This is a genomic window from Nocardia alni, from assembly GCF_019038435.1.
Classification (GTDB): Bacteria; Actinomycetota; Actinomycetes; order Mycobacteriales; family Mycobacteriaceae; genus Nocardia; species Nocardia alni.
Window position 1 is genome coordinate 1 of the sequence record NZ_JAGPOX010000107.1, and the last position, 22,802, is coordinate 22,802.

The 22,802-nt window shown below is 67.1% G+C and carries 22 protein-coding genes and 1 rRNA gene; 8 read left to right on the top strand and 15 right to left on the bottom strand.

What is annotated here, in order from left to right; translation table 11 throughout:
• Positions 1 to 117 (top strand): 5S ribosomal RNA (rrf, locus tag JZ791_RS31410).
• 65 nt (positions 118 to 182) lie between these two features.
• Here rrf and JZ791_RS31415 read toward each other — a convergent pair.
• Positions 183 to 908, bottom strand: coding sequence for a DUF4253 domain-containing protein (locus JZ791_RS31415; protein WP_216899348.1), 726 nt, complete (start codon positions 906 to 908; stop codon positions 183 to 185).
• A gap of 446 nt (positions 909 to 1,354) precedes the next feature.
• Here JZ791_RS31415 and fusA point away from each other — a divergent pair, with 446 nt between their 5' ends.
• Complete coding sequence (gene fusA / locus JZ791_RS31420; RefSeq protein ID WP_216899350.1) at positions 1,355 to 3,388, top strand: elongation factor G; 2,034 nt, start codon at positions 1,355 to 1,357, stop codon at positions 3,386 to 3,388.
• A 97-nt stretch (positions 3,389 to 3,485) separates the two neighbouring features.
• Here the strand turns inward: fusA and hsaB are convergent, their stop codons facing one another.
• The 4 genes from hsaB to hsaA are packed head-to-tail and all read right to left on the bottom strand — an operon-like array spanning position 3,486 to position 7,016.
• Positions 3,486 to 4,061 carry a 3-hydroxy-9,10-secoandrosta-1,3,5(10)-triene-9,17-dione monooxygenase reductase subunit gene (hsaB, locus tag JZ791_RS31425; protein WP_216899352.1) on the bottom strand — a complete coding sequence of 192 codons (576 nt, stop codon included), beginning with the start codon at positions 4,059 to 4,061 and terminating at the stop codon, positions 3,486 to 3,488.
• A gap of 6 nt (positions 4,062 to 4,067) precedes the next feature.
• Positions 4,068 to 4,967 (bottom strand): iron-dependent extradiol dioxygenase HsaC, encoded by a 900-nt coding sequence (gene hsaC / locus JZ791_RS31430; RefSeq protein ID WP_216899354.1) that lies wholly within the window; start codon positions 4,965 to 4,967, stop codon positions 4,068 to 4,070.
• Between the two features lies 1 nt (position 4,968).
• Complete coding sequence (gene hsaD / locus JZ791_RS31435; protein ID WP_216899356.1) at positions 4,969 to 5,847, bottom strand: 4,5:9,10-diseco-3-hydroxy-5,9,17-trioxoandrosta-1(10),2-diene-4-oate hydrolase; 879 nt, start codon at positions 5,845 to 5,847, stop codon at positions 4,969 to 4,971.
• Positions 5,847 to 7,016 (bottom strand): 3-hydroxy-9,10-secoandrosta-1,3,5(10)-triene-9,17-dione monooxygenase oxygenase subunit, encoded by a 1,170-nt coding sequence (gene hsaA, locus JZ791_RS31440; protein WP_216899358.1) that lies wholly within the window; start codon positions 7,014 to 7,016, stop codon positions 5,847 to 5,849. The genes hsaD and hsaA overlap by 1 nt, the downstream gene beginning before the upstream one ends.
• A gap of 184 nt (positions 7,017 to 7,200) precedes the next feature.
• On the opposite strand from hsaA, the gene JZ791_RS31445 reads away from it, so the two are divergent.
• Together JZ791_RS31445 and JZ791_RS31450 are read left to right on the top strand one after the other, a co-directional pair.
• Positions 7,201 to 8,409, top strand: coding sequence for a 3-ketosteroid-9-alpha-monooxygenase, oxygenase component (locus JZ791_RS31445; protein ID WP_216899360.1), 1,209 nt, complete (start codon positions 7,201 to 7,203; stop codon positions 8,407 to 8,409).
• The gene (locus tag JZ791_RS31450) at positions 8,409 to 8,729 is read left to right on the top strand and encodes a hypothetical protein (protein ID WP_216899362.1); all 321 of its coding nucleotides are present in this window, start codon (positions 8,409 to 8,411) and stop codon (positions 8,727 to 8,729) included. The genes JZ791_RS31445 and JZ791_RS31450 overlap by 1 nt, the downstream gene beginning before the upstream one ends.
• A gap of 445 nt (positions 8,730 to 9,174) precedes the next feature.
• Here JZ791_RS31450 and JZ791_RS31455 read toward each other — a convergent pair whose 3' ends face one another.
• Both JZ791_RS31455 and JZ791_RS31460 read right to left on the bottom strand, forming a co-directional pair.
• Positions 9,175 to 9,618: a cupin domain-containing protein gene (locus JZ791_RS31455; protein ID WP_216899364.1), complete on the bottom strand. Its 444-nt coding sequence runs from the start codon at positions 9,616 to 9,618 to the stop codon at positions 9,175 to 9,177.
• A 33-nt stretch (positions 9,619 to 9,651) separates the two neighbouring features.
• The gene (locus JZ791_RS31460; RefSeq protein ID WP_216899365.1) at positions 9,652 to 10,287 is read right to left on the bottom strand and encodes a TetR/AcrR family transcriptional regulator; all 636 of its coding nucleotides are present in this window, start codon (positions 10,285 to 10,287) and stop codon (positions 9,652 to 9,654) included.
• A 197-nt stretch (positions 10,288 to 10,484) separates the two neighbouring features.
• Between JZ791_RS31460 and JZ791_RS31465 the strand changes: the two genes are divergently transcribed.
• Positions 10,485 to 11,237, top strand: coding sequence for a DUF427 domain-containing protein (locus JZ791_RS31465; RefSeq protein WP_216899372.1), 753 nt, complete (start codon positions 10,485 to 10,487; stop codon positions 11,235 to 11,237).
• A gap of 72 nt (positions 11,238 to 11,309) precedes the next feature.
• On the opposite strand, the gene JZ791_RS31470 is transcribed toward JZ791_RS31465, so the two are convergent.
• From JZ791_RS31470 to JZ791_RS31505, 8 genes are all read right to left on the bottom strand, one after another.
• The gene (locus JZ791_RS31470) at positions 11,310 to 11,867 is read right to left on the bottom strand and encodes a DUF8020 domain-containing protein (RefSeq protein WP_216899374.1); all 558 of its coding nucleotides are present in this window, start codon (positions 11,865 to 11,867) and stop codon (positions 11,310 to 11,312) included.
• 92 nt (positions 11,868 to 11,959) lie between these two features.
• Positions 11,960 to 13,213, bottom strand: coding sequence for an MFS transporter (locus JZ791_RS31475; protein WP_216899376.1), 1,254 nt, complete (start codon positions 13,211 to 13,213; stop codon positions 11,960 to 11,962).
• 26 nt (positions 13,214 to 13,239) lie between these two features.
• Positions 13,240 to 13,692, bottom strand: a complete 453-nt coding sequence (locus tag JZ791_RS31480) for a MarR family winged helix-turn-helix transcriptional regulator (protein WP_308163185.1) — start codon at positions 13,690 to 13,692, stop codon at positions 13,240 to 13,242.
• Between the two features lie 183 nt (positions 13,693 to 13,875).
• On the bottom strand, positions 13,876 to 14,925 hold the full coding sequence (locus tag JZ791_RS31485; RefSeq protein WP_216899380.1) for an acyl-CoA dehydrogenase family protein: 1,050 nt from the start codon (positions 14,923 to 14,925) through the stop codon (positions 13,876 to 13,878).
• A 115-nt stretch (positions 14,926 to 15,040) separates the two neighbouring features.
• Entirely contained in the window at positions 15,041 to 16,075 is a 1,035-nt protein-coding gene (locus JZ791_RS31490; protein WP_216899382.1) for an acyl-CoA dehydrogenase family protein, read from the bottom strand.
• A gap of 29 nt (positions 16,076 to 16,104) precedes the next feature.
• Positions 16,105 to 17,235, bottom strand: a complete 1,131-nt coding sequence (locus JZ791_RS31495; protein WP_216899384.1) for an acyl-CoA dehydrogenase family protein — start codon at positions 17,233 to 17,235, stop codon at positions 16,105 to 16,107.
• Positions 17,235 to 18,119, bottom strand: coding sequence for an enoyl-CoA hydratase (locus JZ791_RS31500; RefSeq protein ID WP_216899387.1), 885 nt, complete (start codon positions 18,117 to 18,119; stop codon positions 17,235 to 17,237). Before JZ791_RS31500 ends, JZ791_RS31495 begins: the two co-directional genes overlap by 1 nt.
• Positions 18,116 to 19,675, bottom strand: a complete 1,560-nt coding sequence (locus tag JZ791_RS31505; protein ID WP_216899388.1) for a FadD3 family acyl-CoA ligase — start codon at positions 19,673 to 19,675, stop codon at positions 18,116 to 18,118. Before JZ791_RS31505 ends, JZ791_RS31500 begins: the two co-directional genes overlap by 4 nt.
• Before the next feature lie 87 nt (positions 19,676 to 19,762).
• On the opposite strand from JZ791_RS31505, the gene JZ791_RS31510 reads away from it, so the two are divergent.
• The 3 genes from JZ791_RS31510 (at position 19,763) to JZ791_RS31520 (ending at position 22,782) form a co-directional block, all read left to right on the top strand.
• Entirely contained in the window at positions 19,763 to 20,965 is a 1,203-nt protein-coding gene (locus JZ791_RS31510) for an acyl-CoA dehydrogenase family protein (protein WP_308163187.1), read from the top strand.
• A gap of 85 nt (positions 20,966 to 21,050) precedes the next feature.
• Positions 21,051 to 21,845, top strand: a complete 795-nt coding sequence (locus JZ791_RS31515) for an SDR family oxidoreductase (protein ID WP_216899392.1) — start codon at positions 21,051 to 21,053, stop codon at positions 21,843 to 21,845.
• A 199-nt stretch (positions 21,846 to 22,044) separates the two neighbouring features.
• A complete protein-coding gene (locus tag JZ791_RS31520) occupies positions 22,045 to 22,782 on the top strand; it encodes a hypothetical protein (RefSeq protein ID WP_216899393.1) in 738 nt (245 codons plus the stop codon).
• Positions 22,783 to 22,802: the final 20 nt, after the last annotated feature.

Below are 22,802 nucleotides of genomic sequence, written 5' to 3' on the forward strand. Positions count from 1 at the left end.
TACGGCGGCTATAGCGGTGGGGAAACGCCCGGTCCCATTCCGAACCCGGAAGCTAAGGCCACCAGCGCCGATGGTACTGCACTCGCCAGGGTGTGGGAGAGTAGGACACCGCCGGAACATCCTTTCAGGAAGGCCCCCAGCTGATGCTGGGGGCCTTCCCGCGTTTCAGGGGAAATGCCCGCTCACGCCCACCGGAAGCGCCATGCCGACTTTCCTACGAGCCCGGCAGCGTAACTTTCGACCGTGACATCGTCACTCCAGATGCTTGGACAGAATCCGGCGTGCTCCAGGGTGATTCGGCGAGCCTCGGGCATGGTCACCGGTGGTGCGGCGACGGACAGCTCGAGGGTCGAGCAGCCGATCTTGACCACGCGGACGCCGAACCTCTCCTCCCACGACCGCAGTACCGAGGACACCATCTCCACCTTTCGGGTGTAGTTGATGGCTCCGGCCCAGCCGATCAACGCCGGGGCGTCGGCCCCACGGGCGCACGGGACGAGCGCGAGTCGATAGTCGGCCGGTCCCTCGGAGGCCAGGCGTCCGGCCGCGTACCCCGGATGCACCGACGGCCGCTTGGCCGGCGTGAAGCCCGGCCAGGCATCTCCGAAATATTCGAAATAGTCCCGGATCAGCCGATCGCCCGGTATCGCATCGATATCCCCTTCGGCCGAGGGCGATGTGAGCATGAGGTGGACGTCGAGACAGTCGTTCACCAGCAGCGGATACAGCCCGCTCTCCGGATGCTCGGGGAACAACCGGTCCCACCATCGACCCATGGCAGGGCCGGTCTCGTTCGACACCCACATGATCGGCCGCCCGCAATCCCGCGACGTGACGACAGCCCCGTCCGGTAACCACGCGGGCAACGACTCGAACGGAGCCTTCTCGCACAGAATTTGGTCGCGCATTGTGTAGAACCCCCTTACTCGACATCGGCAACTCGGTCGAACCTGTGCCGCGAAGGTATCCCATCCCTCCGACAAGCCCCCTTCTCGCGGAGTTCAGCCAAGATGAGAGGTCTGTGCACGCCGTCGCCCCGGGTTGTACGGGGCGGGGGGAAAATCAGTGTCGCCCAGCGTCGCTCAGCGATACGGTAGGTGAGCCGCGCTACCAGCGGTGCGGGCACTCGAACGGGAGGCATGCGATGCGATACGCCAGTTACGCGCTCGTCGTTGCCCCGATGCGGTTCGAGGTGATTCTGGTGTCTTCGCCGGTCCAGTACCGGCTGCGCGGCCGGTACTGAGTCCGCCGGATCGGTCTACGACCCTTACAGGTCCGTCGATGTCGCTTGCGGCGGGAATTGCGCTGTCCTCATTCGGATCAGCAGAAACGACCGCAGATCATGCGTACCACCATGTCCCCACACACTCTCGCTGCCGTGCGCAATCTCGGCATCCTCGCCCATGTGGATGCGGGAAAGACCACCGTCACCGAACGCATGCTGTACCTCACCGGCGAGATCCATCGCCGCGGCGAGGTACACGATGGCACCACCGTCACCGATTACGACGCGCAGGAGCGTGATCGCGGTATCACCATTTTCGCCGCGGCGGTGAGCTGCACCTGGAACGACCACCGGCTCAACCTGATCGACACTCCCGGCCACGTCGACTTCGCCGATGAGGTGGAGCGATCGTTGCGAGTGCTCGACGGTGCGATCGCGGTCTTCGACGCGGTCGCGGGTGTGGAGCCGCAGAGCGAATCGGTATGGCGGCGGGCCGACCGACATGGCGTGCCCCGCATCGCTTTCATCAACAAGATGGACCGTCCCGGTGCGGATCTCGAGGCCGCGGTGGAGTCCATTCGAGCCCGGTTGCACCCTGTCCCCCTGCTGGTGCAGCTGCCGATAGGTCGGGAGGAGGAATTCATCGGCGTGGTGGATCTGGTCCGGATGCGCGCGTTGATCTGGTCCGGTGACACCGATCGAGTCGTCGAGGCGCCGATACCGCCCGAACTGCTCGAGCGTGCCAACCGAGTGCGTGCGGAGCTGGAAGAGGCGGTCGCCGAACGACATCCGGTCGCGCTGGAGGAATACCTGCGGCGATCGGAGTTGTCGGCGCAGACTCTCGTCGCGGCGCTGCGCGAGCTCACCGGTGACGGCGAGGTCGTCGTTGTGCTCTGTGGCGCGGCGTACCGCAATCGGGGTGTCGAACCGCTGCTCGACGCCGTTGTGGACTACCTGCCCGCGCCGTCGGATCGTCCGGCGCCGCACGCCACAGACGACGGGCAGGCGCGTTCGGCCCGGCCGCTTGCGGCCCTGGTATTCAAGGTGCAGACGACCCCGACGGGCCGGCTCACCTACCTGCGACTGTATTCGGGCACCCTCGGCAAGGGCGATGTGGTGCTCGATGCCGGGGCACGGCGAACCGAGCGGATCGGCCGGATCCTGCGCGTACAGGCCGACCGGCGCACGGAGGTGCCGCGGGCCGTGGCCGGTGACATCGTCGCGGTTGTCGGCGTGAAATCGGCGCGGGCGGGCGCGACGCTGTGCGCCCCCGATGCGCCGATCATGCTGGAGCCCCCGGTCGTGGCCGAACCCGTCGTGTCGGTGGCGGTCGAGGCCGCCAACGGTGCTGCGGTCGAACGCCTTTCAGCGGCGCTGGCGGGCTTGGTGCAGGAGGACCCCTCGCTGGTCGTGCATATGGACGCCGAAACCGGGCAGACCCTGCTGTCCGGACAGGGCGAACTACATCTGGAGGTGGCTGTGGAGAAGATCCGCAGGGACCGTGCGATCGATATCGCTGTGGGCCGACCACAGGTGGCCTACCGGGAGACGGTCGTGCGTGGGGTGTCCGGGCTGCTGTACCGGCACGTGAAACAGGACGGCGGGGCCGGGCAGTTCGCTCATGTCGTGCTGGACGTGGCCCCGCTGGGTGAGTGCGGCACAACGGGTTTCGAGTTCACCTCGACCGTCGTCGGTGGCCATGTGCCGCGCGAGTACGTCCGTGCGGTGGAGGCGGGATGCCGAGACGCGCTCGAGGCCGGACCGCTGGGCGGGCATCCGGTCACCGGTGTGCGGGTGGTGCTCACCGACGGTGCCACGCATCCGAAGGACTCCTCGGAGCTCGCCTTCCGCACCGCCGGGCGTCTGGCCCTGCACCAGGCGCTGCGCGCCGGCGCGATGCGGCTGCTGGAGCCGATGGTCGAGATCACCGTCACCGCTCCACCGGACTGCCTCGGCCCGGTGCTCGGCGACCTCGCGGCTCGCCGCGGCCGCATCCTCGGCTCGACGACGCGCGCGGCAACCGCTGTCGTGACGGCCGAGATACCGCTGGCCGAGATATTCGGCTACGCAACCCGATTGCGCAGTCGAACCCACGGCCGCGGTACCTTCGGCACCCGCCCGATCGGGTACGCCCCGGCGGCCCAACGGGATACACGGGCCTGAGCGGTATCGGCCCGAGTAACGGCCGTAATACACGGCAGTGCCCCTGTGGATGAAGATCCACAGGGGCACTGCTGCCGAAGACTGGCGAGAGTTCGCCCTACAGCCAAGTGTCCAGAGTCGTGGTCGTCAGGAAATGCTCCAGATCCGCGCGCCAAGGCGCCGGCGTGGTCTTCTCCGGCTCGATGGCGGTGTACTGACCGCGATAGAACAGCAGCGGCCGACCGGAGTCGGTGGACTCCGACAGTGCCTGGACCCGGCCCATCACGATGTAGTGGTCGCCGCCGTCCAGGACGCTCTCGACCGTGCATTGAATCGTGGCAAGCGCGCCATCCAGCGCCGGCAACCCCAAGTCCGTCGTGTGCCAGTCGATTCCGGCGAACTTATCGGGTTCGCGGGAACCGAATCGAGCGCAGACGGGCTGCTGTTCCTCGGCCAGGATATTCACACAGAAGCGCCCGTTGGATCGGATCGCCGCCCAGGAGCGGGATTCCTTGGTGGGGCAGAACAGCACGAGCGGCGGATCGAGGGACAGGGCGGCGAACGACTGGCAGGCGAAACCGATCGGTGTCTCGTCCGCACCGAAGGTCGTGATGACGGTGATGCCGGTGCAGAACTGCCCCAGCACAGTCCGGAACTGGCGCGGATCGATCGTGGGCTGCTCGCTCGTGGTCATCCGTACCTACTTGAATCCGATGGTGAAGTCGTGGCCCCACAGGCTCACCGCGGTGGATTCCCGCGCGATCCAGCTGTGGTCGTCGACTTCCAGTCCCTCGCAACCGTATTCGATGTCGAATCCGCCGGGCGTCTTCATGTAGAACGACAGCATCTTGTCGTTGATATGCCGCCCGAGGGTGGCCGACATCTTTACCTTCTTGCGCATCGCGCGATCCAGGCACAGCCCGACGTCGTCGGAATTCTCCACCTCGACCATCAGATGCACGATGCCGGTCGGATTCGGCAGCGGCAGGAACGCCAGCGCGTGGTGGCGCGGGTTGCAGCCGTAGAACCGCAGCCAGGCCGGGTCGCCGTCGGCGGGACGGCCGACGACCTGCGGGGGCAGACGCATCGAGTCGCGCAGCCGGAAGCCCAGCACATCCTGGTAGAACGCCTGTGCCGCCGCATCGTCGGTGCAGGTCAGCACCACGTGACCCAGACCCTGCTCGGCGGTGACGAACTTGTGCCCATACGGGCTGACGAACCGGCGGCCGAGGAACTGACCGCCGTAGAACGCCTCGAGCGTGTTGCCGGACGGATCCTGGAAACGGATCAGGCCCTCGACGCGGCGGTCGGCGGCATCTTCCTTGGTGCCCTCGGCGAAGGGCACTCCGGCCTTGGACAGGCTCTCCCGAAGACGTTGCAGCCCTGGGGCGTCGGTGACCTCCCAGCCGGAGATCTGCAAACGGTCCTGTTCTCCGGGGACGATCACCAGCCGCGCCGGAAAATCGTCCATGCGCAGGTAGAGTGCGTCCTTGTCGGGCCCGTCACCCTCCATCATGCCGAGCACCTTGAGCCCGTATTCGCGCCAGGCCGCCATATCGGTGGCCTCGATGCGCATATACCCGAGCGCTCGAATACTCATCTCACTTCTCCTTGGACCCGAGCAGGAAATCGGCGGTCAGACGGTTGAATTCATCGAACTTCTCCGCCTGCGCCCAGTGGCCGCAGCCGCCGAACACATGCAACTGTGCCCGAGAAATGGTCTTCAGCGCCACCAGTGCGCCGTCCAGCGGATTGACCCGGTCCTCGCGGCCCCAGATCAGTAGCACCGGCTGGCGCAGCTTGTAGGTGTCGCGCCAGAGCATGCCCTTCTCGAAATCGGCCGAGGCGAACGACTTTCCCATCGCGCGCATGGCGGCCAGCGACTCCGGGGTGCGAGCCAGCTCGAACCGCTCGTCGACGAGTTCGGGTGTCACCAGTTTCTGGTCGAAAACCATGATGCGGATGAACTTCTCGATGTTCTCCCGAGTCGGCTCGGCCACGAACGAACTCAGGGCCTTGACGCCCTCGGTCGGATCGGGCGCGAACAGGTTGGTGCTCACGCCGCCCGGACCCATCAGCACGAGTTTGCCCGCGCGGTCGGGATAGTCGAGCGCGAACCGCACCGCCGCGCCGCCGCCGAGCGAATTGCCCAGCAGGTGTACGCGTCCGGTGATCTCGAGGGTGTCGAGCAGATCCTTCAACGCCGAGGCGCTGTGCACGAAGTACTGCGGATGCTCGGTCGGCTTGTCGGACAGGCCGAATCCCGGCTGGTCCACGGCCAGGACATGGAAATCTCGTGCCAGCACCGGGATGTTGCGGGCGAAGTTCGCCCAGGACGAGGCGCCCGGCCCGCCGCCGTGCAGCAGCACGATCGTCGGGCCGTTGCCCACACCGGCTTCGTGGTAGTGCAGCTTCAGATCCGGCCGCACCTGCGCGTAGCGCGAGGTGGACTCGAAGGTGACCTCCGACACCGTGGTCATCACACCATCCCGTCGGTGACCGGCAGACCGAAGGCATGCGTGCCGTACATCATGTAGGCGCGCTCGGGATCGTTGGCGGCGTGCACCCGGCCGGCGTGTGCGTCACGCCAGAACCGTTGCAGCGGAGTGCCGTTCGCGAGGGCGGTGGCACCCGAGCTCTCGAACATCTTGTCGATCGAGGCGATGGCCCGGCCGGTGGCGCGGACCTGATCGCGACGGGCGGCCACACGCAGGTCGAACGGGATCTCCTTGCCCGCGACCAGCAGTGCGTACTCGTCGGCCACATTGCCCGACAGCTGACGCCAGGCGGCGTCGATATCGCTGGCCGCCTCGGCGATGCGAACCTTGGCGAACGGGTCGTCCTTGGCCTTCTCGCCGGCGTAAGCGGCGCGCAGGCGCTTGCCCTGGTGCTCCACGTGCGCGTCCAGCGCGCCGTAGGCCATACCGACGATGGGGGTGGAGATCGTCGTGGGATGGATTGTGCCCCAAGGCATTCTGTAGACCGGATCGGTGTTCTCCCGCAAACCCGGCGCGGTCAGATCGTTCATGCTCTTGTAGCTCAGGAACCGGTGCCGCGGCACGAAGACGTTCTCCAGCACCAGGGTGTTGGAGCCGGTTCCCCGCAGGCCCACCACATTCCACACATCGTCGATGCGGTAGTCGGTGCGCGGCACCAGGAAGCTGCCGAAGTCGACCGGTTTGCCGTCCTTGATCACCGGACCGCCGACGAAGGTCCAGCTGGCGTGATCGCTACCCGACGACCAGGCCCACGAGCCGTTGACGATATAGCCGTCACCGCTCTCGGTCACCACGCCGGCGCCCATCGGGGCGTAGGAGGAGGAAATGCGGACCTGTGAGTCCTGCCCCCAGACCTCCTCCTGGGTCTGCTGGCTGAACAGCGCCAGATGCCAGTTGTGCACCCCGATGATGCCCGAGACCCAGCCGGTGGATCCGCAGGCGCCGGCGATCTTGCGGACGGTGTCGTAGAACACCACGGGATCGGCGGCGTGCCCGCCCCACTGGCGCGGCTGCAGCAGGCGGAAGAAACCGGCCTCCTGCAGCGCCTTGATGCTTTCGTCGGGGATGCGGCGCAGATCCTCTGCCTCCTGCGCACGCTCGCGCAGCATCGGCAGCAGCGCTTCGACCCGCTCTACCACTTCTTGCGTCATCCGGGGCTGCTCCTGGCTCGGTCGGTCGATACGTACCCTGAGACTAGAACACGTTCCTATTCCTGTCGAGAACGCGTGTTCGCTCAGGTGTCCTGGTGGCCCTTACCTGGTCGTCGGGGGAATGACTGGCGTCAGGCCGGAAAAATTTGTAACGTGTTCTAGTAATCATAGAGGAGGGATTGCGATGGCAGTTACCCCACCGCGGAGTGGCAGTGCTCGTTCTGTCCGTGAGATCGACGTCGGGGCCGCGCCCACTCGCTATGCGCGGGGATGGCATTGCCTGGGCTTGACCGCGCCGTTCAAGGATGGCAAGCCGCACGCCGTCTCGGTGTTCGGCACCAAGCTGGTGGTGTTCGCCGACAGCAACGGTGAGCTTCAGGTACTCGACGCCTACTGCCGCCATATGGGTGGTGACCTGAGTATGGGTGAGGTCAAGGGTGATGCGGTCGCCTGTCCGTTCCATGACTGGCGCTGGGGCGGCAACGGCAAGTGCACCGAGATTCCGTATGCCCGCCGGGTGCCCCCGCTCGCCCGTACCCGCTCGTGGACCACGCTCGAGCGCAACGGCCAGCTGTTCATCTGGCACGACCACGAGGGCAATCCGCCGCCGGAAGACGTCACCATCCCGTATATCGAGGGGCCCTACGCCGACGCCGAGGGCAACTCGAGCGAGGTGCTCGACGACGGATGGACCGAGTGGACCTGGAACTCGATGCTGATCGAGGGCGCCAACTGCCGCGAGATCATCGACAACGTGGTCGACATGGCGCACTTCTTCTACATCCACTTCGCGTACCCGACATTCTTCAAGAACGTCTTCGAGGGCCACGTCGCCTCGCAGTTCCTCGAGACCAAGAGCCGTCCCGACATCGGGATGGGGTCACAGTACGCCGACTCGGTGCTGAAGTCGGTCGCCGCGTACTACGGCCCCTCGTACATGATCAACCCGCTGAACAACTTCTATAGCGGGTTCGAGGTCAAGAGCGTCCTGATCAACTGCCACTATCCGGTATCGCAGGACTCGTTCGTCCTGCAGTACGGCGTGTCGGTGCAGAAGCCGAAGGGCCTGGACGACGAGTCCTCCCGGAAGCTGGCAGAGAAGATGACCGAGGGCATCGCCGTCGGCTTCCTGCAGGACGTGGAGATCTGGAAGCACAAGTCCAAGATCGACAATCCGCTGCTGTGCGAGGAGGATGGCCCGGTTTATCAGCTGCGCCGCTGGTACGACCAGTTCTACGTCGATGTGGCGGACGTCGATCCGAAGAGCACCCAGCGCTTCGAGTTCGAGGTCGACACCACCAAGGCCAATGAGGCATGGGAAGCCGAGGTCGCCGAGAACCTGCGCCGCAAGCGGGAGACCGAGGAGGCGCAGTCCGCGCAGGCGGCGCTCTGATGGCCACCTGGGCGAAGGCGCCGGACTTCGCGGATCGTCCGGAGCGACGTGCGCAGGTACGCGCCCAGACGGTCGTGGACAAGCGGCGCTACCTCGAGGAGGGGATGGCGCCGCTCGCCTGCCAGACGTGCGGGGCGAAAGTCCTTGTGCGCAAGTCCAGCTCGCAACAGACATCGGTGCAGTGGACGGTGAACCCGGCCGAGGCATGCCCGGTGTTCAAGGATCTGCGCGGAGGTCCGGGCCGTCCCGAGGGCTGCCCGAACCTCGGGCGCACCATCGAGCATGCGGTGGATGAAGGCATCATCGCCGTCGACGAATAGCCGCACCGTTTCAATCGGAGTGGTCACCGCGTGACCCTTGGTTCGGTCACGCGGTGACCATTCTTCATCCGGCTACGACACGACCGCACTTTGCTGTCGTTCGGTCATTGACAGGGCGCGCCCACGGCCCACCCCCCGACTTTGCTCCCCGAGAACAAACACTCCGCGCTCCCCGATGGGCCAGGGATGTAAACCGGCTGCCCCGAAGGGATATCAGAGGTCGACGTAACGGGAGCGGGTGCGGGTGCGGCGGGTTGCAACGGGATCTGTGCGAGGGCTGGGGACGCCCCGAACCCCAGCACGGCGACGGCGATCACGGAGGAGAGGGCTAAACGTTTGACAGACATCCGGATTTCCTTACATGGAGATTCTCGGCGTCAGAGTAGGGAATCCGGATGTCGCGGTGCCACCGATATTCTCATTGCTGGTGACAGAATCGGGGTGCTCAGTCCAGGCGAAAGTCCGCGAAATCGAAGCCGGGGGCGACGATGCAGCTGACCAGGACATACTCGTCGGTCGCGGGGCGGGCGGACTGGCTCACGCCGCCGGGTACGACGGCCTGCGGCAGTTGGCCGTGCTCCACGTCGGGGCCGAGGGTGATCTCCTGGCCGTCGATGTTCAGCAGCAATGGGCCGCCGCGGTGCCACAGCCAGATCTCGTCGGAGCGGACCGTGTGCGGTGCCGACTGCTCGCCGGGAAGCAGCAGGAAATGGATCGCGGTCGCGCTCGAGCGCCGGCCCTCGTAGCCGTCCGGTTCGAACTCGACTGCGCTGCGCCAGGTTTCGCGGAACCAGCCGCCTTCCGGATGTGGCTGCAGGTCGAGCGCTCGAACGAGTTCGGGCCTGTCGGTCACGGTGGTCCTCCATCCGCCGGTGCTGATCCCGTCCATCGTAGGGGCCGGCGCGGCGGCGGTCTGCCTGGATCAGCTGCTGTATGCGAGGCATACGTGGGTGAACAGATCGATGCGCTGTTCGCGGGCTGCGGTGCTGTCGGGCTCGATGAGGCACTGGGTGGCGGTGCCGTCGTGCACCGCGACCAGGGCGCGGCCCAAGGCCTGCGGGTCGGTCACTGTGCGACCCGCTCGGGCCAGCAGTGCGCGCACGACCGGGAGGAGCGCGGCGGTGATCGCGTCTTCACGCGCGGCCATCACCCGTCGCAGGGCCGGGGTGCGCAACGCGTGCGCGGTGAACTCGTAGGTGATGCGAAACCACTTGTCGTCCAAGGTAACCGCGTCGAGCACCCGCCGCACTCCGGTACGCAGATCCGGGACGGGGGTGTCGTCGTCGAGCATCGCGGTCACCTCGTGCAGCATCCGCGCGGACCGCTGCTCCCACATCGCCAGGAACAGCTCCTCGAGCGAGGTGAAGTTCGAGTAGAAGGCGCCGCGAGTGTACCCGGCCCGTTCGCAGATCTGTTCCACCGTGCAACGCCCGAAACCCTCGTCCGCGAACGCCTCGAACGCCGCGTCCAGCAGCCGCTGCCGGGTCTCGGCTCGCCGCTTGGTCACCCGGGGCGCGCGCGGCACGGACGCGCCGGACCCACCGGTCTGAACAGCCATCGACACCTCCCGGGTTATCGGATACATGAGCGTATCAAAGTTGGATATACGCAGGTCGCTCGGCTACTTTCCGCGCTCCAGCACCGCATCGGCCGGACAGGCGGCTACGGTCGCTGCCATCCCGGCTGTTTCAAGGCGACGTCGGGCGCTTGTCGGAGCGCCCCGGGATGTCACCCCTCGCGAGTAACCTCGGCGGTATGTCCGATACGAATCGGGGCCGGGTCCGGATCGAGCCCAGTCACAAGCGTGTTCGTGCTTTTGTCGCGGGGCGGTTGATCGCCGATACCGTCCACCCCGTGCTGGTCTGGGAAAGTCCGTACTATCCCGCCTACTACATCCCCGCCGTCGATCTGCGCGCCAAGCTGGAACCGACCGGCGAGACCAAACATTCACCCAGCCGTGGTGAGGGCGCGGTGCACGACGTGGTCGCCGACGGGCTCACGAAATCCGGTGCAGCGTTGCGCTATCCGGACTCCCCCATCGAGGAGCTGCGCGATCTGGTGCGCCTGGAGTGGAGCGCGATGGACGAGTGGTTCGAGGAGGACGAGCCGGTCTACACCCACCCGCGCAACCCCTACACCCGCGTCGACATCCTGAGCAGCTCCCGGCACGTGCGGGTGGAGGTAGACGGCGTCACCGTCGCCGATTCGCACTCCCCGCACATCCTGTTCGAGACGGGCCTGCCGCCCCGCTACTACCTCCCCCTCACCGACACCCGCCAAGACCTGCTCACCCCGTCCGCCACCCAGACCCACTGCCCCTACAAGGGCACCGCCGGCTACTTCGGCCTGCAGGTGAACGGTACCGAGCACAAGGATCTGGTCTGGATCTACCGCACCCCTCTGCCCGAGAGCCAGAAGGTCGCGGGCCTGGTCTGCTTCTACAACGAGAAGGTGGACATCTACCTCGACGGCGAACTGCAGGAGCGCCCGAAGTCGCCGTTCAGCTGACAGACCCGAGCCGGAAACGGCGAAGGGCAGCCTGGACGGGATGTCCGGGCTGCCCTTCGGTACGTCGGTGAATCAGTTCCCGCTGATCAGCCGGAAGAAGGTTCCGTTGATCTGGGCGCCGTTCGGGCTGCCGATTGTTCCGCCGATTGCGGCGCCGATGGCGCAGCCGGGGATGACGAAGAGCCAGAAGCCCAGCAAGCAGCCGATGATGGCGCCGACCGCGCCGCCGTGCTGCACGCCCCAGACCCACTGGTTGATGAGCTGGTTACCGGTGTCGGTGAACGAGACCTGCTTCAGCGTCATGGCGCGGCCGTTCTGGCTGACATCAGCCGCGACCGGAATGGCCTTGCCGCGCATGGTGAGTGGAATGGACTCGAGGGTCTTGCCCTGAGCGTCGACCACGTCGATGGAGTGGGTGGCGGCATTCTGCACGAAGCGGTCGGAGGTGAGCGTCGCTGTCACCGTGTGCAAGCCTGGATCGGTGACGCTGGTGACCTGTGGCGTCTTGATGGTCGTCGTATCGGAGCTAGCCGGTGCGGCGCCCGCCGTGCTCGCGCCGACCAGCACCGCGCCCGCGGTGATGACGGCGATGGCCACGCTGCGGCCGAGTCTCTGTATCGAGGTGGACATGAAAACCCTTCATCAGGCCAAGAAACGGTCACGGCGAACCTACGCCCTCGAGGAGCTGTGGTGCCAGCTATTGTCATGAGTCTGTGGGGTTCTCACTCGTCGCCGGTACTGATGGCTGTGGCCTCATCGACACTGTGGGGAGAAGGGTCGTGGTCGTCGATGTGTGCGAGGGCCGAACGGCCGCAGAGCAGGACCAGCACGCCGACGGCGGTACAGGCCGCGCCGACCCAGAAGGGCAGGGCCATCTGCTTCTCGCCGAGTATGCCCGCGAGGTACGGGGCCGCGGCGCCGCCGACGAAGCGGACGAAGCTGTAGGCGGCCGAGGCGGTGGCGCGCTCGACGGGAGCGGAGATCATGACGGCCTCGGTGATCAGGGTGTTGTTCACGCCCAGGAACAGGCCTGCCAGGACGGTGCCGACGATCAGTACCGGCTTGTGGTCGGCGAAGACGGCCATCATGGCCAGATCGAGCGCGAACAGTCCAAGGGACACGGCGATCATCCGCACTGTGCCGAAGCGGCGCTGTAACCGTGGCGCGAAGAACACCGACGCCAGGGCGAGCATCAGCCCCCAGCCGAAGAAGATGAGGCCGATCGAATAGGTACCCATGTTCAGCGGGAACGGGGTGTATGCCAGCAGCGTGAAGAATCCGTAGTTGTACAGCAGCGCGGTGATGCTCACCAGCAGCAGACCACGGTGCCGTAATGCCTTGAACGGGGCGAGGATCGAGGTGTGATGATCCGGCTTGGGCACCTCCGGCAGCAACGTCACGATGGCGATGAAGGCGATGGCCATCAGCACCGAGACACCGAAGAACGGTGCGCGCCAGCTGATCCCGCCCAGCACGCCGCCGACCAGCGGACCGGCCGCGATGCCGATGCCGAGCGCGGCCTCGTAGAGGATGATCGAGCGTGCGACGCCGCCGGTGGCCGCGCCCACGATGGTGGCCAACGCGGTCGCGATGAACAGCGCGTTGCCCAGCCCCCAGCCGGCGCGGAAGCCCACGATCTGCCCGACCGTCCCGGAGCAGCCGGCCAGCGCGGCGAACACCACGATGATCGCCAGCCCCGCCAGCAGCGTCTTCTTCGCGCCGAAACGACTGGATACCACTCCCGTGATGAGCATGGCAACGCCGGTGACCAGCATGTAGCTGGTGAACAGCAGCGTCACCTGCGAGGTGGAGGCGTGCAGCTGCTCGCCGATCGGTTTGAGGATGGGATCGACCAGCCCGATGCCCATGAAGGCGATGACGGACGCGAAGGCGACTGCCCACACGGCTTTCGGTTGTTTGATTCTCGAGGTGCTCGGTGCGTCGGATTCGGCGCGCGCAGGCAGCGTGATGCTCATGAACGCTCCTGAGAGATTATCTGGGGTTACACCGTCGATTTCAGGGCGTCGAGCATGGCGTTCAGCTCGCCGTCGAGATGGGCGAGCCGATCGGCGTCGAAGCCGGGCAATCGTGCGGTGAGGGCTGTGCTGATCGCGCGGCGGGACGCGGCCAATCGCTCGCGACCCGTCGGCGTCATCTCGACGACCACGGCTCTGGAGTCGTCGGGATCTGCGGTGCGGTCGACCAGACCCGCTGTGACCAGCCGATTGATCAGCGTCGTCGCTGTCGGCTGGGAGCAACCGTCGATGCGGGCGAATTCGCTGACGCGCAGTCCGCCGTGCTCGTCGAGCACGGACAGGGCGCGCAGCATCGCATGCGGGAGATCGTCCTCGCGCAGCACCCGTGCCAGGCGGGTGATCTGCGCCATGGTGACCACGATGTCGACCATGGGCCCCTCGTCGGGAGCGGAGGATTCGGTTGCTTGGTTCGGCTGCACGGTTATTAACTTACATAGGCTAACTATTAATGTACATAGCCTAGCTATGTACATTGCTATGAGATACCCCACCCGGTGATGTCCAGGTGGGGTGTGCTGTCGCCGAGGTGGCCCGCCTGGGCCGGCGCCGAGTGGTCTCGGCGCTGGAATATGCCGAATTGCCCGCTGGACGCGGCTTCGATCTCAGGCGGGGCGTGCCAGAGGGCGTGCGGGTACGCCGAACAGCTGGGTGTCGCCGTGGGCGCGCTTGAAGTAGAGGTGCGCGTCGTGTTCCCACGTGATGGCGATGCCGCCGTGCATCTGGACCGTCTCGCCGACGACGGTGTTCAGGGTCCGCGAACAGTGGATGCGGGCGGCGGCCAAGTCCAGCGGGTCGGCCGTGCCCGTGGCCAGGTCCGCGATGGCGGCGTAGGCGGCCGAGCGGGCCGATTCCACCAGCACGTACATATCGGCCATGCGGTGTTTGAGGGCCTGGAAGCTGCCGATCGGGCGACCGAACTGGACCCGGGACTTGCTGTACTCCACCGTCATGCCCAGGCAATGGTCGGCCGCGCCGACCTGTTCGGCCGCGACTGCGGCCCAGGCGATTTCGCGCAGGCGGGTGATCGTGGTCGCGTCGCCGCCGAGGAGGCGGGCGGGGGCGGCGGTGAAGGTAATCTCGGACAGGCGGCGGGTCGGATCCATCGTCGGTACGAGGGTGCGGGTGATATCCGCTGCGGTGGAGTCGATTTCGTACAGGCCCTGCGTGGTCACCACGATCAGGGTGTCGGCGTTCATGCCGTCCAGCACGTAATGGGCGGCGCCGGTGAGCTTTCCGTCCTCGACATGGACGCCCGGAGTATCCCAGCCGTGTGCGTCGGCCCAGCACACCGCCAGGGTGCGCGTGCCCTCGGCGACTTCCGGCAGCAGTCGCTCGCAGGCTTCGGTGTCGCCGGCCAGCAACAGCGCCTGCGCGCCCAGCACCGCCGAACCGAGCATCGGCGGAGTGTGCAGCGTGCGGCCCAGCTCCTCGACCACCAGCAGCGCCTCGACCAGGCCCGCGCCGATACCGCCGTACTCCTCCGGAATCGCCAGCGCGGCCACGCCGACCTGCTCGCACAGCAGTGACCATAGCGCCTGGTCGTAGCCGCGCTCGCCATCGATGACCCGGCGCAGCACGGTGCGGTCGCCATGCTTGGTCAGCACCGCGCGCACGGTGCCGGCCAGTTCCTGCAGTTCGGCCGTGCTGCTCACGGAGTGCCTCCTGAAGTGGTGTACGAGCTGGACGGGGTCGGCAAGGTTCCGGCATCATCATCGGGTCGCCGGGTGGCCGCGATCTCCACGAACTGGGACAGTTCGCCGCAAATCCTCATGCGGCCTCGGATTCGTCAGTGTCGCGCAGGGCCGCCGCGACGCGGGCGCGATGGAAATCGGCTGTGCCCCAGGCGGATTGCAACGCGGTGACCTTGGTCAGCCACAGTGACAGGTCGCATTCGGCGGTGTAGCCGATGGCGCCGTGCACCTGAAGGGCGGTGCGCGCGGTGCGATACGCCGCCTCCGCACAGGCGATCTTGGCGGCGGAGACATCACGCGAGCGGGTCGCGGCCAGTGCGTGGTCGGCCTTGGCGGCATCCGTACTCAGCGCCGCGCCGTACACCAGCGGCTGCGCCATCTCCAAGCCGATCAGGGCGTTGGCGAGATGGTGCTTGATCGCCTGGTACTGGCCGATCGGCTTGCCGAACTGATGCCGCTGCTTGACGTAGGCGACGCTGATGTCCAGCAGCGCCCGGCCCGCGCCGAGCAGCTGCGCGGACACCGCCAGCGCGCCGGCATCGAAGGCCGCCGCGGCGGCATCGCGCACCACGTCGCCCTCGGCGACGAGTTCGTCCGCGGCGATCGTGAACAGGCGGCGTGCCGCGTCGACGGACCGGACAGGTCCGGTGCGGCGGGCGGTGTACAGCCGGTCGCCCTCGACGGCGAGGATCACCTCGGCCGTGTCGGCGTCCAGCGCGACCGCGTTGGTGGATGAGGGAGCGATCGTGCCGAGCGCCGCGCCCTCGGCGAATGCGCCCAGCCACCGCTTGGCCGGGCCCGCGTCCGGGAGCGCTTGCAGCAGTGCGGGAATCGCCGCCGCGGTCTCCACCAGCGGCCCGGGCACGGCGGCCCGGCCGAGCTCGACGCAGGCCACCACCAGATCGACCGCCTCGGCGCCCATGCCGCCATGGTCCTCATCGACGATCAGGCCCAGGGTGCCCGCCCCGGCGAGCTGACGGATCAGTCCGCGGCCGCTGCGGTGATCCCCGCGACCCCACGCGCGGATGATGGCGGGCGTTCCCGCCGCATCGCACATCTTGCGCAGGCTGTCGGCGAAGTCGCGCTGCTCGGGGGCAAGTGCAAATCTCATCGATCGGTCCAATCCGAAGTCGGGCGAATTCAGCGGGGCAGGCCGAGCAGGCGTTCGGCGATGATGTTGCGCTGAATCTCGTTGGTGCCCGCGTAGATCGGGCCTGCGAGGGAGAACAGGTAGCCGTCGGTCCAGGCGCTCTGCTGTTCGGCGGATTCGCCGAGCAGATCCAGCGCCGTCTCGTGCATCGCGATGTCCAGGTCGGACCAGAACACCTTGTTGACCGAGGATTCCGCGCCGAGCTTGCCGCCGTCGGCCAGGCGGGTCACGGTGGCCCAGGTGTTGAGCCGGTACGCCTCCGCACCGATCCAGGCGTTCACCACGCGATTTCGCGCCGCGGTGTCGGCCGGTTCGGTCGTCGAACGCCACAGTTCGATCAGGCGCCGCGCGGTCGCGTTGAACCGGCCGGGACTGCGCAGCGACAGACCGCGCTCATTGCTGGAGGTGGCCATCGCCACGCGCCAGCCGTCGTTCGGCTCGCCGATGACGTCGCGGTCGGGCACGAACACGTTGTCCAGGAAGATCTCCGCGAAACCGGGCTCGCCGTCGAGCTGCGGGATCGGGCGCACGGTCACACCGTCCGCCGCGAGCGGGAACATCACGTAGGTCAGGCCGCGATGTCGCTCGGCCTCGGGATCGCTGCGGAACAGCCCGAAACCCCAATCCGCGAAGGACGCACGCGAACTCCAGGTCTTCTGGCCGTTGAGGAGCCAGCCGCCGTTGGTGCGCTTGGCCGTGGAACGGATGCCTGCCAGGTCGCTGCCCGCCTCGGGCTCGGACCAGGCCTGAGCCCAGATATCGTCGCCGCGCGCCATTCTCGGCAGGATGCGCTCGAGCTGTTCGGGCGTGCCGTGCTCGAACAGGGTGGGCGCCAGCAGGAATATGCCGTTCTGGCTGACCCGTCCGGGCGCGCCGGCCGCGTAGTACTCCTGCTCGAACAGCACCCACTCGAGTAGCGAGGCGTCGCGGCCGCCGTACTCCTGCGGCCAGGCCACCACCGACAGGCGGGCCTGCGCCATCGTGGCCTCCCACTTGCGGTGCGCCTCGAAGCCCACCCGGGTGTCCATCGAGGGCAAAGGGGCCGCGGGCACGTTGGTGCGCAGGAATTCACGCACCTCGAGCTGGAATTGCCTTGCGGCGGAATCGAGTTCGAGGTCCACTACTTCGCCCCGTCCTTCTCTGTAGCGCTGGCTTTCATCGATTTGGCGGTCATTCCGCCGAGTGAATCCGCACCGACCTCGGCGTTGTGCGCGTGCGCGAAATGATGCAGGCCGAAAACCGCATCCATGCCCGCCCGCATGCCCATCAGGTCCTCGCACTGGTTGACCGCCCGCTTGGTCAGCGCCAGCCCGAATTGCGGCATGGTCGATATCTTCTCGGCCAGGGCGAAGGTCTCGGACTCCAGGTCCTCGCGCGGCACAACGCGATTGACCATGCCCCACTCGTATGCCTGTGCGGCGCCGAACCGGTCGCCGGTGAACAGCACCTCCTTGGCCCGGCGCGGCCCCAGCATCCACGGATGGGCGAAATACTCCACACCCGGAATGCCCATGCGCACCACGGGATCGGAGAAGAAGGCATCCTGCGAGGCCACGATGAGATCGCAGGACCAGGCCAGCATCAGCGCACCCGCGATGCAGGCGCCCTGGACCATGGCGATGGTCGGCTTGGGCATCTCCCGCCAGCGGCGGCACATGCCCAGATAGACCTCGGATTCGCGGGCGAAGCGCTGATCGCCGCCGGGCCGGTCGACGTGGTCCCACCACATCACGGCCGCGTTGTCGTAGCGGACGTGGTGGTCGCGGCCGGGGGTGCCGATATCGTGCCCGGCACTGAAGTGTTCGCCGCTGCCCGCCAGCACGACCACCTTGACCTCGTCGTCCGCCACGGCCTTCTGGAAGGCCGCGTCCAGGGAGTAGGTCATCACCGAGTTCTGCGCGTTGCGGTAGTCCGGACGGTTCATCGTGACGACCGCGACCGGCCCGCGCCGCTCGTAAGTGACGACCTCACCCTCGTCGGGGACGGATCCGTTCTCGGCTGTCACGAATTCTCCTCACGTAGTTGCCGTTTGAGCACTTTCCCGGCGGCGCTGTAGGGCAGCCGATCGCGGAATTCCACCGCGCGTGGCACCTTGAAATTGGCCAAAGTCGTTTTCGCGTAGGCGATGACGTCGTCTTCGCTCAACGCGGCGCCGGCCCTGCGCACGATGTAGGCCTTGCCGACCTCGCCCATGCGTTCGTCCGGAATGCCGATCACCGCGGATTCGGCGACGCCGTCGAGGCGGGCGAGGGCCTGTTCGATCTCCGCGGGATAGACGTTGAATCCGCCGCTGATGTAGAGGTCCTTGAGCCGATCGGTGATCTTCAGATAGCCGCGCTCGTCCAGCACGCCGACATCGCCGGTGTGCAGCCAGCCGGCGGGATCGATGGTCTTGGCGGTGTTCTCGGGGTCGTCCAGATAGCCCAGCATCACGTTCGGGCCGCGCAGCAGCACCTCGCCCTGTTCGCCGATGCGCACCTCGAAGTCCGCGATGGGGCCGCCCGAGGTGTTGGCCACGGTCGCGGCGTCGTCGTCGGGTTGGCACATGGTGCCGAATCCGGCCGATTCGGACAGGCCGTAGGCGGTCACCACGACGTCGAATTTCAGTTCGCCGCGCATTCTTTCGATCAACACCTCCGGGACGGTCGCCGCCCCGGTGACCGCCACGCGCAGGCTGCTCAGGTCGTGCTTCTCGCGGGCCGGATGATCCAGAATGGTCTGGTAGATCGTCGGCGGTCCGGTCAGCACGGTGATCTGCAGGTCGTGCACCATCTGCATGGCCTGCGGCACATCGAATGTCGCCTGCGGCACGATCGTCGCGCCGGTCACCAGGCAGGCCAGCATCGCGGCCTTGTAGCCGAAGTTGTGGAAGAACGGTGGAATCACCAGGTAGCGATCGCCGCTGGTGAGCGTCGAACACTCGCACCATGCCCGCACCACGCTCAGTGCCTGCCGATGCGCGACCAGCGTGCCCTTGCTGCGGCCGGTGGTGCCGGAGGTGAACAGAATGTCGGAAATGTCCTCGGGGTCCACCGTTTCGCCGTGCGCGACGACCTGCTCGCGCGAGATCTGCGCGGAGATCGAGGGCAGCTCGGACCAGGTGATCACGGTGTAGGTGGGAGTCGGCAACTCGGCCCCTGGCTCCACCGGCATCACGATGACGGTGTCGATCGCCAGATCCGGCGCGGCGAAACGCAGTTCGGTCAGCCGGTCGCGGCCCAGGAATGGGCCCGCGATGAACAACGCCTTGGCGTGCACCCGCTCGAGCACGTCGACCGCCTCGTCGGCGACGTACCGGGTGTTCAACGGGACCAGCGCGGCCCCGCAGTAGTGCGAGGCCAATGCCGCGACGACCCAGTGGTAGGTGTTCGGCGCCCAGATGGCGATGCGGTCGCCGCGCCCGACGCCGCGGGCGATCAGGGCGCCCGCGGTCTGCTGGACCTGTTCCAGCAGTTGCGCCCAGCTCAGCCGAACCTCGCCGTCCCAGAGGGCGAGTGCGTCACCATAGGTGCGTGCCGCGTCGTGCAGGGCCCGGGGGGTGGTCTGCGAAAGGGGTGTCACGGGGTGTCCTTCCGCGGCGAGCCGCGATTCGTAACAGTCGGTCTACAAAGCAAGTGCTTGGTAGGTTACTCTACCGGAGTGAGTGTGATCCAGAGCCCCGATTCGGCGACCGGCAAGGACACGTCCCATGACGTGGAATTCCGCGCCGACGTGCGCGAATGGCTGGCCGAGAACCTCGCGGGCGAGTTCCGTGAGCTGCGCGGGCTGGGTGGTCCCGGCCGCGAGCACGAGGCGTTCGAGGAACGCCTGGCGTGGGACCGGCACCTGGCCGCGGCCGGGTGGACCTGCCTGGGCTGGCCCGAGCGTTACGGCGGTCGGGACGCCACCCTGCGCCAGCAGGTGATCTTCCACGAGGAGTACGCCAAGGCCGACGCGCCCAGCCGTGTGTCGCACCTGGGCGAGGAGTTGCTGGGCCCGACACTGCTGGCCTTCGGCACCGAGGAGCAGAAGCAGCGCTTCCTGCCCGGCATCCGCTCGGTCACCGAGCTGTGGTGCCAGGGATATTCCGAACCCGGCGCGGGATCGGACCTCGCGGCGGTCACCACCTCGGCGCGCCGCGACGGCGACGAGTGGGCGATCAACGGCCAGAAGATCTGGACCTCGCTGGCGCACCTGTCCGACTGGTGCTTCGTCATCGCCCGCACCGAGCCCGGCTCGACCCGCCATCACGGGCTGTCGTATCTGCTGGTGCCGATGAAGCAGCCGGGTATCGAGGTGCGTCCGATCGCCCAGCTCACCGGCACTGCCGAATTCAACGAGGTGTTCTTCGACGACGCCCGCACCGAGGCCGGACTCGTGGTCGGTGAGCCGGGCGAGGGCTGGCGAGTGGCCATGGGCACGCTGACCTTCGAGCGCGGCATATCCACGGTCGGCCAGCAGATCCGGTTCGCCCGCGAGCTGTCGAACCTGGAGGCGGCGGCGAAGGCCAATGGCGCACTGGACAATCCGGTGATCGCCGAGCGCATCGATCAGGCCTGGGTCGGCCTGCGGGTGCTGCGCGCGCACGCGCTGCGCACCATGCAGTCGGCGCACGAGAACCTCGATGCCCGCACCGCGGCGGGGCAGGCGTCGGTGGCGAAGTTGTTGTGGGCCAACTGGCATCGTGGCCTGGGCGAACTCGCCATGGACATCCTGGGCGCGCCCGGATTGATCGCCCCGCCCGGCGATCTCGACGAATGGCAGCGCCTGTTCCTGTTCAGCCGTGCCGACACCATCTACGGCGGCTCGAACGAGGTGCAGCGCAACATCATCTCCGAACGCGTCCTCGGACTCCCCCGCGAGGCTCGTTGAAACCCTCGGCCGGAACAGCCGGACGTCACGGTCAGCCGGATCGCTCGGCTGAACGCAACGTTGGGCCGACCTGGAAGGAACTACAGTGACCGATCTTTCTCATGCGCCCGAGCCGGTTTCGGGGCACGGACTGCTCGCCGGGAGGGTTGCGGTGATCACCGCCGCCGCCGGCACCGGGATCGGGTCGGCCACCGCCCGCCGCATCCTCGACGAGGGCGCCGACGTGGTCGTATCCGACTGGCACGAACGGCGTTTGAAGCAGACCGAGGAGGAATTGGCCGCCGCGTTTCCCGAGCGCCGGGTGGCCTCGGTGGTCTGCGACGTCACCAGCACCGAACAGGTGAACGAACTGATCGCCGCGTCGGCGAATGCCCTGGGGCGCATCGACATCATGGTCAACAACGCCGGACTGGGCGGCGAGACACCGGTTGTCGACATGACCGACGAGCAGTGGGACCGGGTTCTGGACATCACTCTCAACGGCACCTTCCGCTGCACCCGGGCCGCGCTCGAATACTTCCGCCGCGCCGGACACGGTGGCGTGATCGTCAACAACGCCAGCGTGCTCGGCTGGCGCGCCCAGTACGGGCAGGCCCACTACGCGGCGGCCAAGGCCGGTGTGATGGCGCTGACCCGTTGCAGTGCGGTCGAGGCGGCGGAGCTGGGAGTGCGGATCAACGCGGTTGCCCCGAGCATCGCCCGGCACCCCTTCCTCGACAAAGTCTCCTCGACCGAACTGCTGGACCGGCTCGCGGAGAAGGAGGCCTTCGGGCGCGCCGCCGAACCGTGGGAGGTCGCGGCCACCATCGCGATGCTCGCCAGCGACTACACCTCGTATATGACCGGCGAGATCGTCTCGGTCAGTAGTCAACGCGCGTAGAGCGGCGCATGTGACGAAGGTCATCAATCTTCGCCGGTCACCGTTGATATGACGGATTCGGCAGGTCCGCCGGAAAAAGAGTGGCGCCGACCCCCTCGAGGTATGCAATCCTGGTAAGGGCCATTTCGGCAAATCTGCGGAGTCTGCTGAATCTACTGAGTTCGCCGAGTTTGCTGAGTTCTTGAAGGGACCTGGACCCATGGGTCTGGACCAGCGTCGGATCGACAACGAACAACTCGAACTCGAGTTGGTGCGCGAGACGGTGCTGGACCGCCGAAGACTCGACGGGATCGTGCTGGCCGCACTGCGGCTCGGCGCCGAACTTCTCGATCACAACTGTGAAGGCGCGACCGCGGCGCGCGCGGCGCAGATCCTCGAGGAGAATGCCGTCGACGAGACCGAGGTAGCTCGCGATCCGCGGTGCGCACTGCGCGCCGATCTGGCTCGCGATCGTGAGCGGGCGGCGCGAATCGGGTTGGCGCCCGGGCTGGGTGGGATCGCATCCGAGGAGGATCTGCGGCGGCGCAAACGGACGCTGCTGCTGTGCGAGGTGCGTGCCGATCTGCTCGAGGTGGTGCGGCGGTGTCGCAGGTTCAGCTTCGACCACATAGCCTTCGCCGACGGCATATCCGCCGGATTATGTGCTGCCACAGATAAATTGGTGGACGGCGCGGATATGGAGACCTACCGGGCGTGGCAGCGCGGCATCGTGCTCGGGCTGATCGAGGAGCCGGCGCCGCCCGGGCCGCCGCGGGTGATGGCGACCGTGGACGCCGGTCCCGGGCGTGGGCCGCTGACCGTCGAATGGGACAGTTGCGAGCGGCGGCTTGCCCTGGTCGCGCGGATGGCGCGGGCCGGGATCTCGCCGGTGGCCATCTGCGATCGTCTGCTCACCGATCTGTCGGTGTCTTCGCCGCTGCGCTACTCGATCCGCTGAGTCCGGCCGAAATCCGCCGC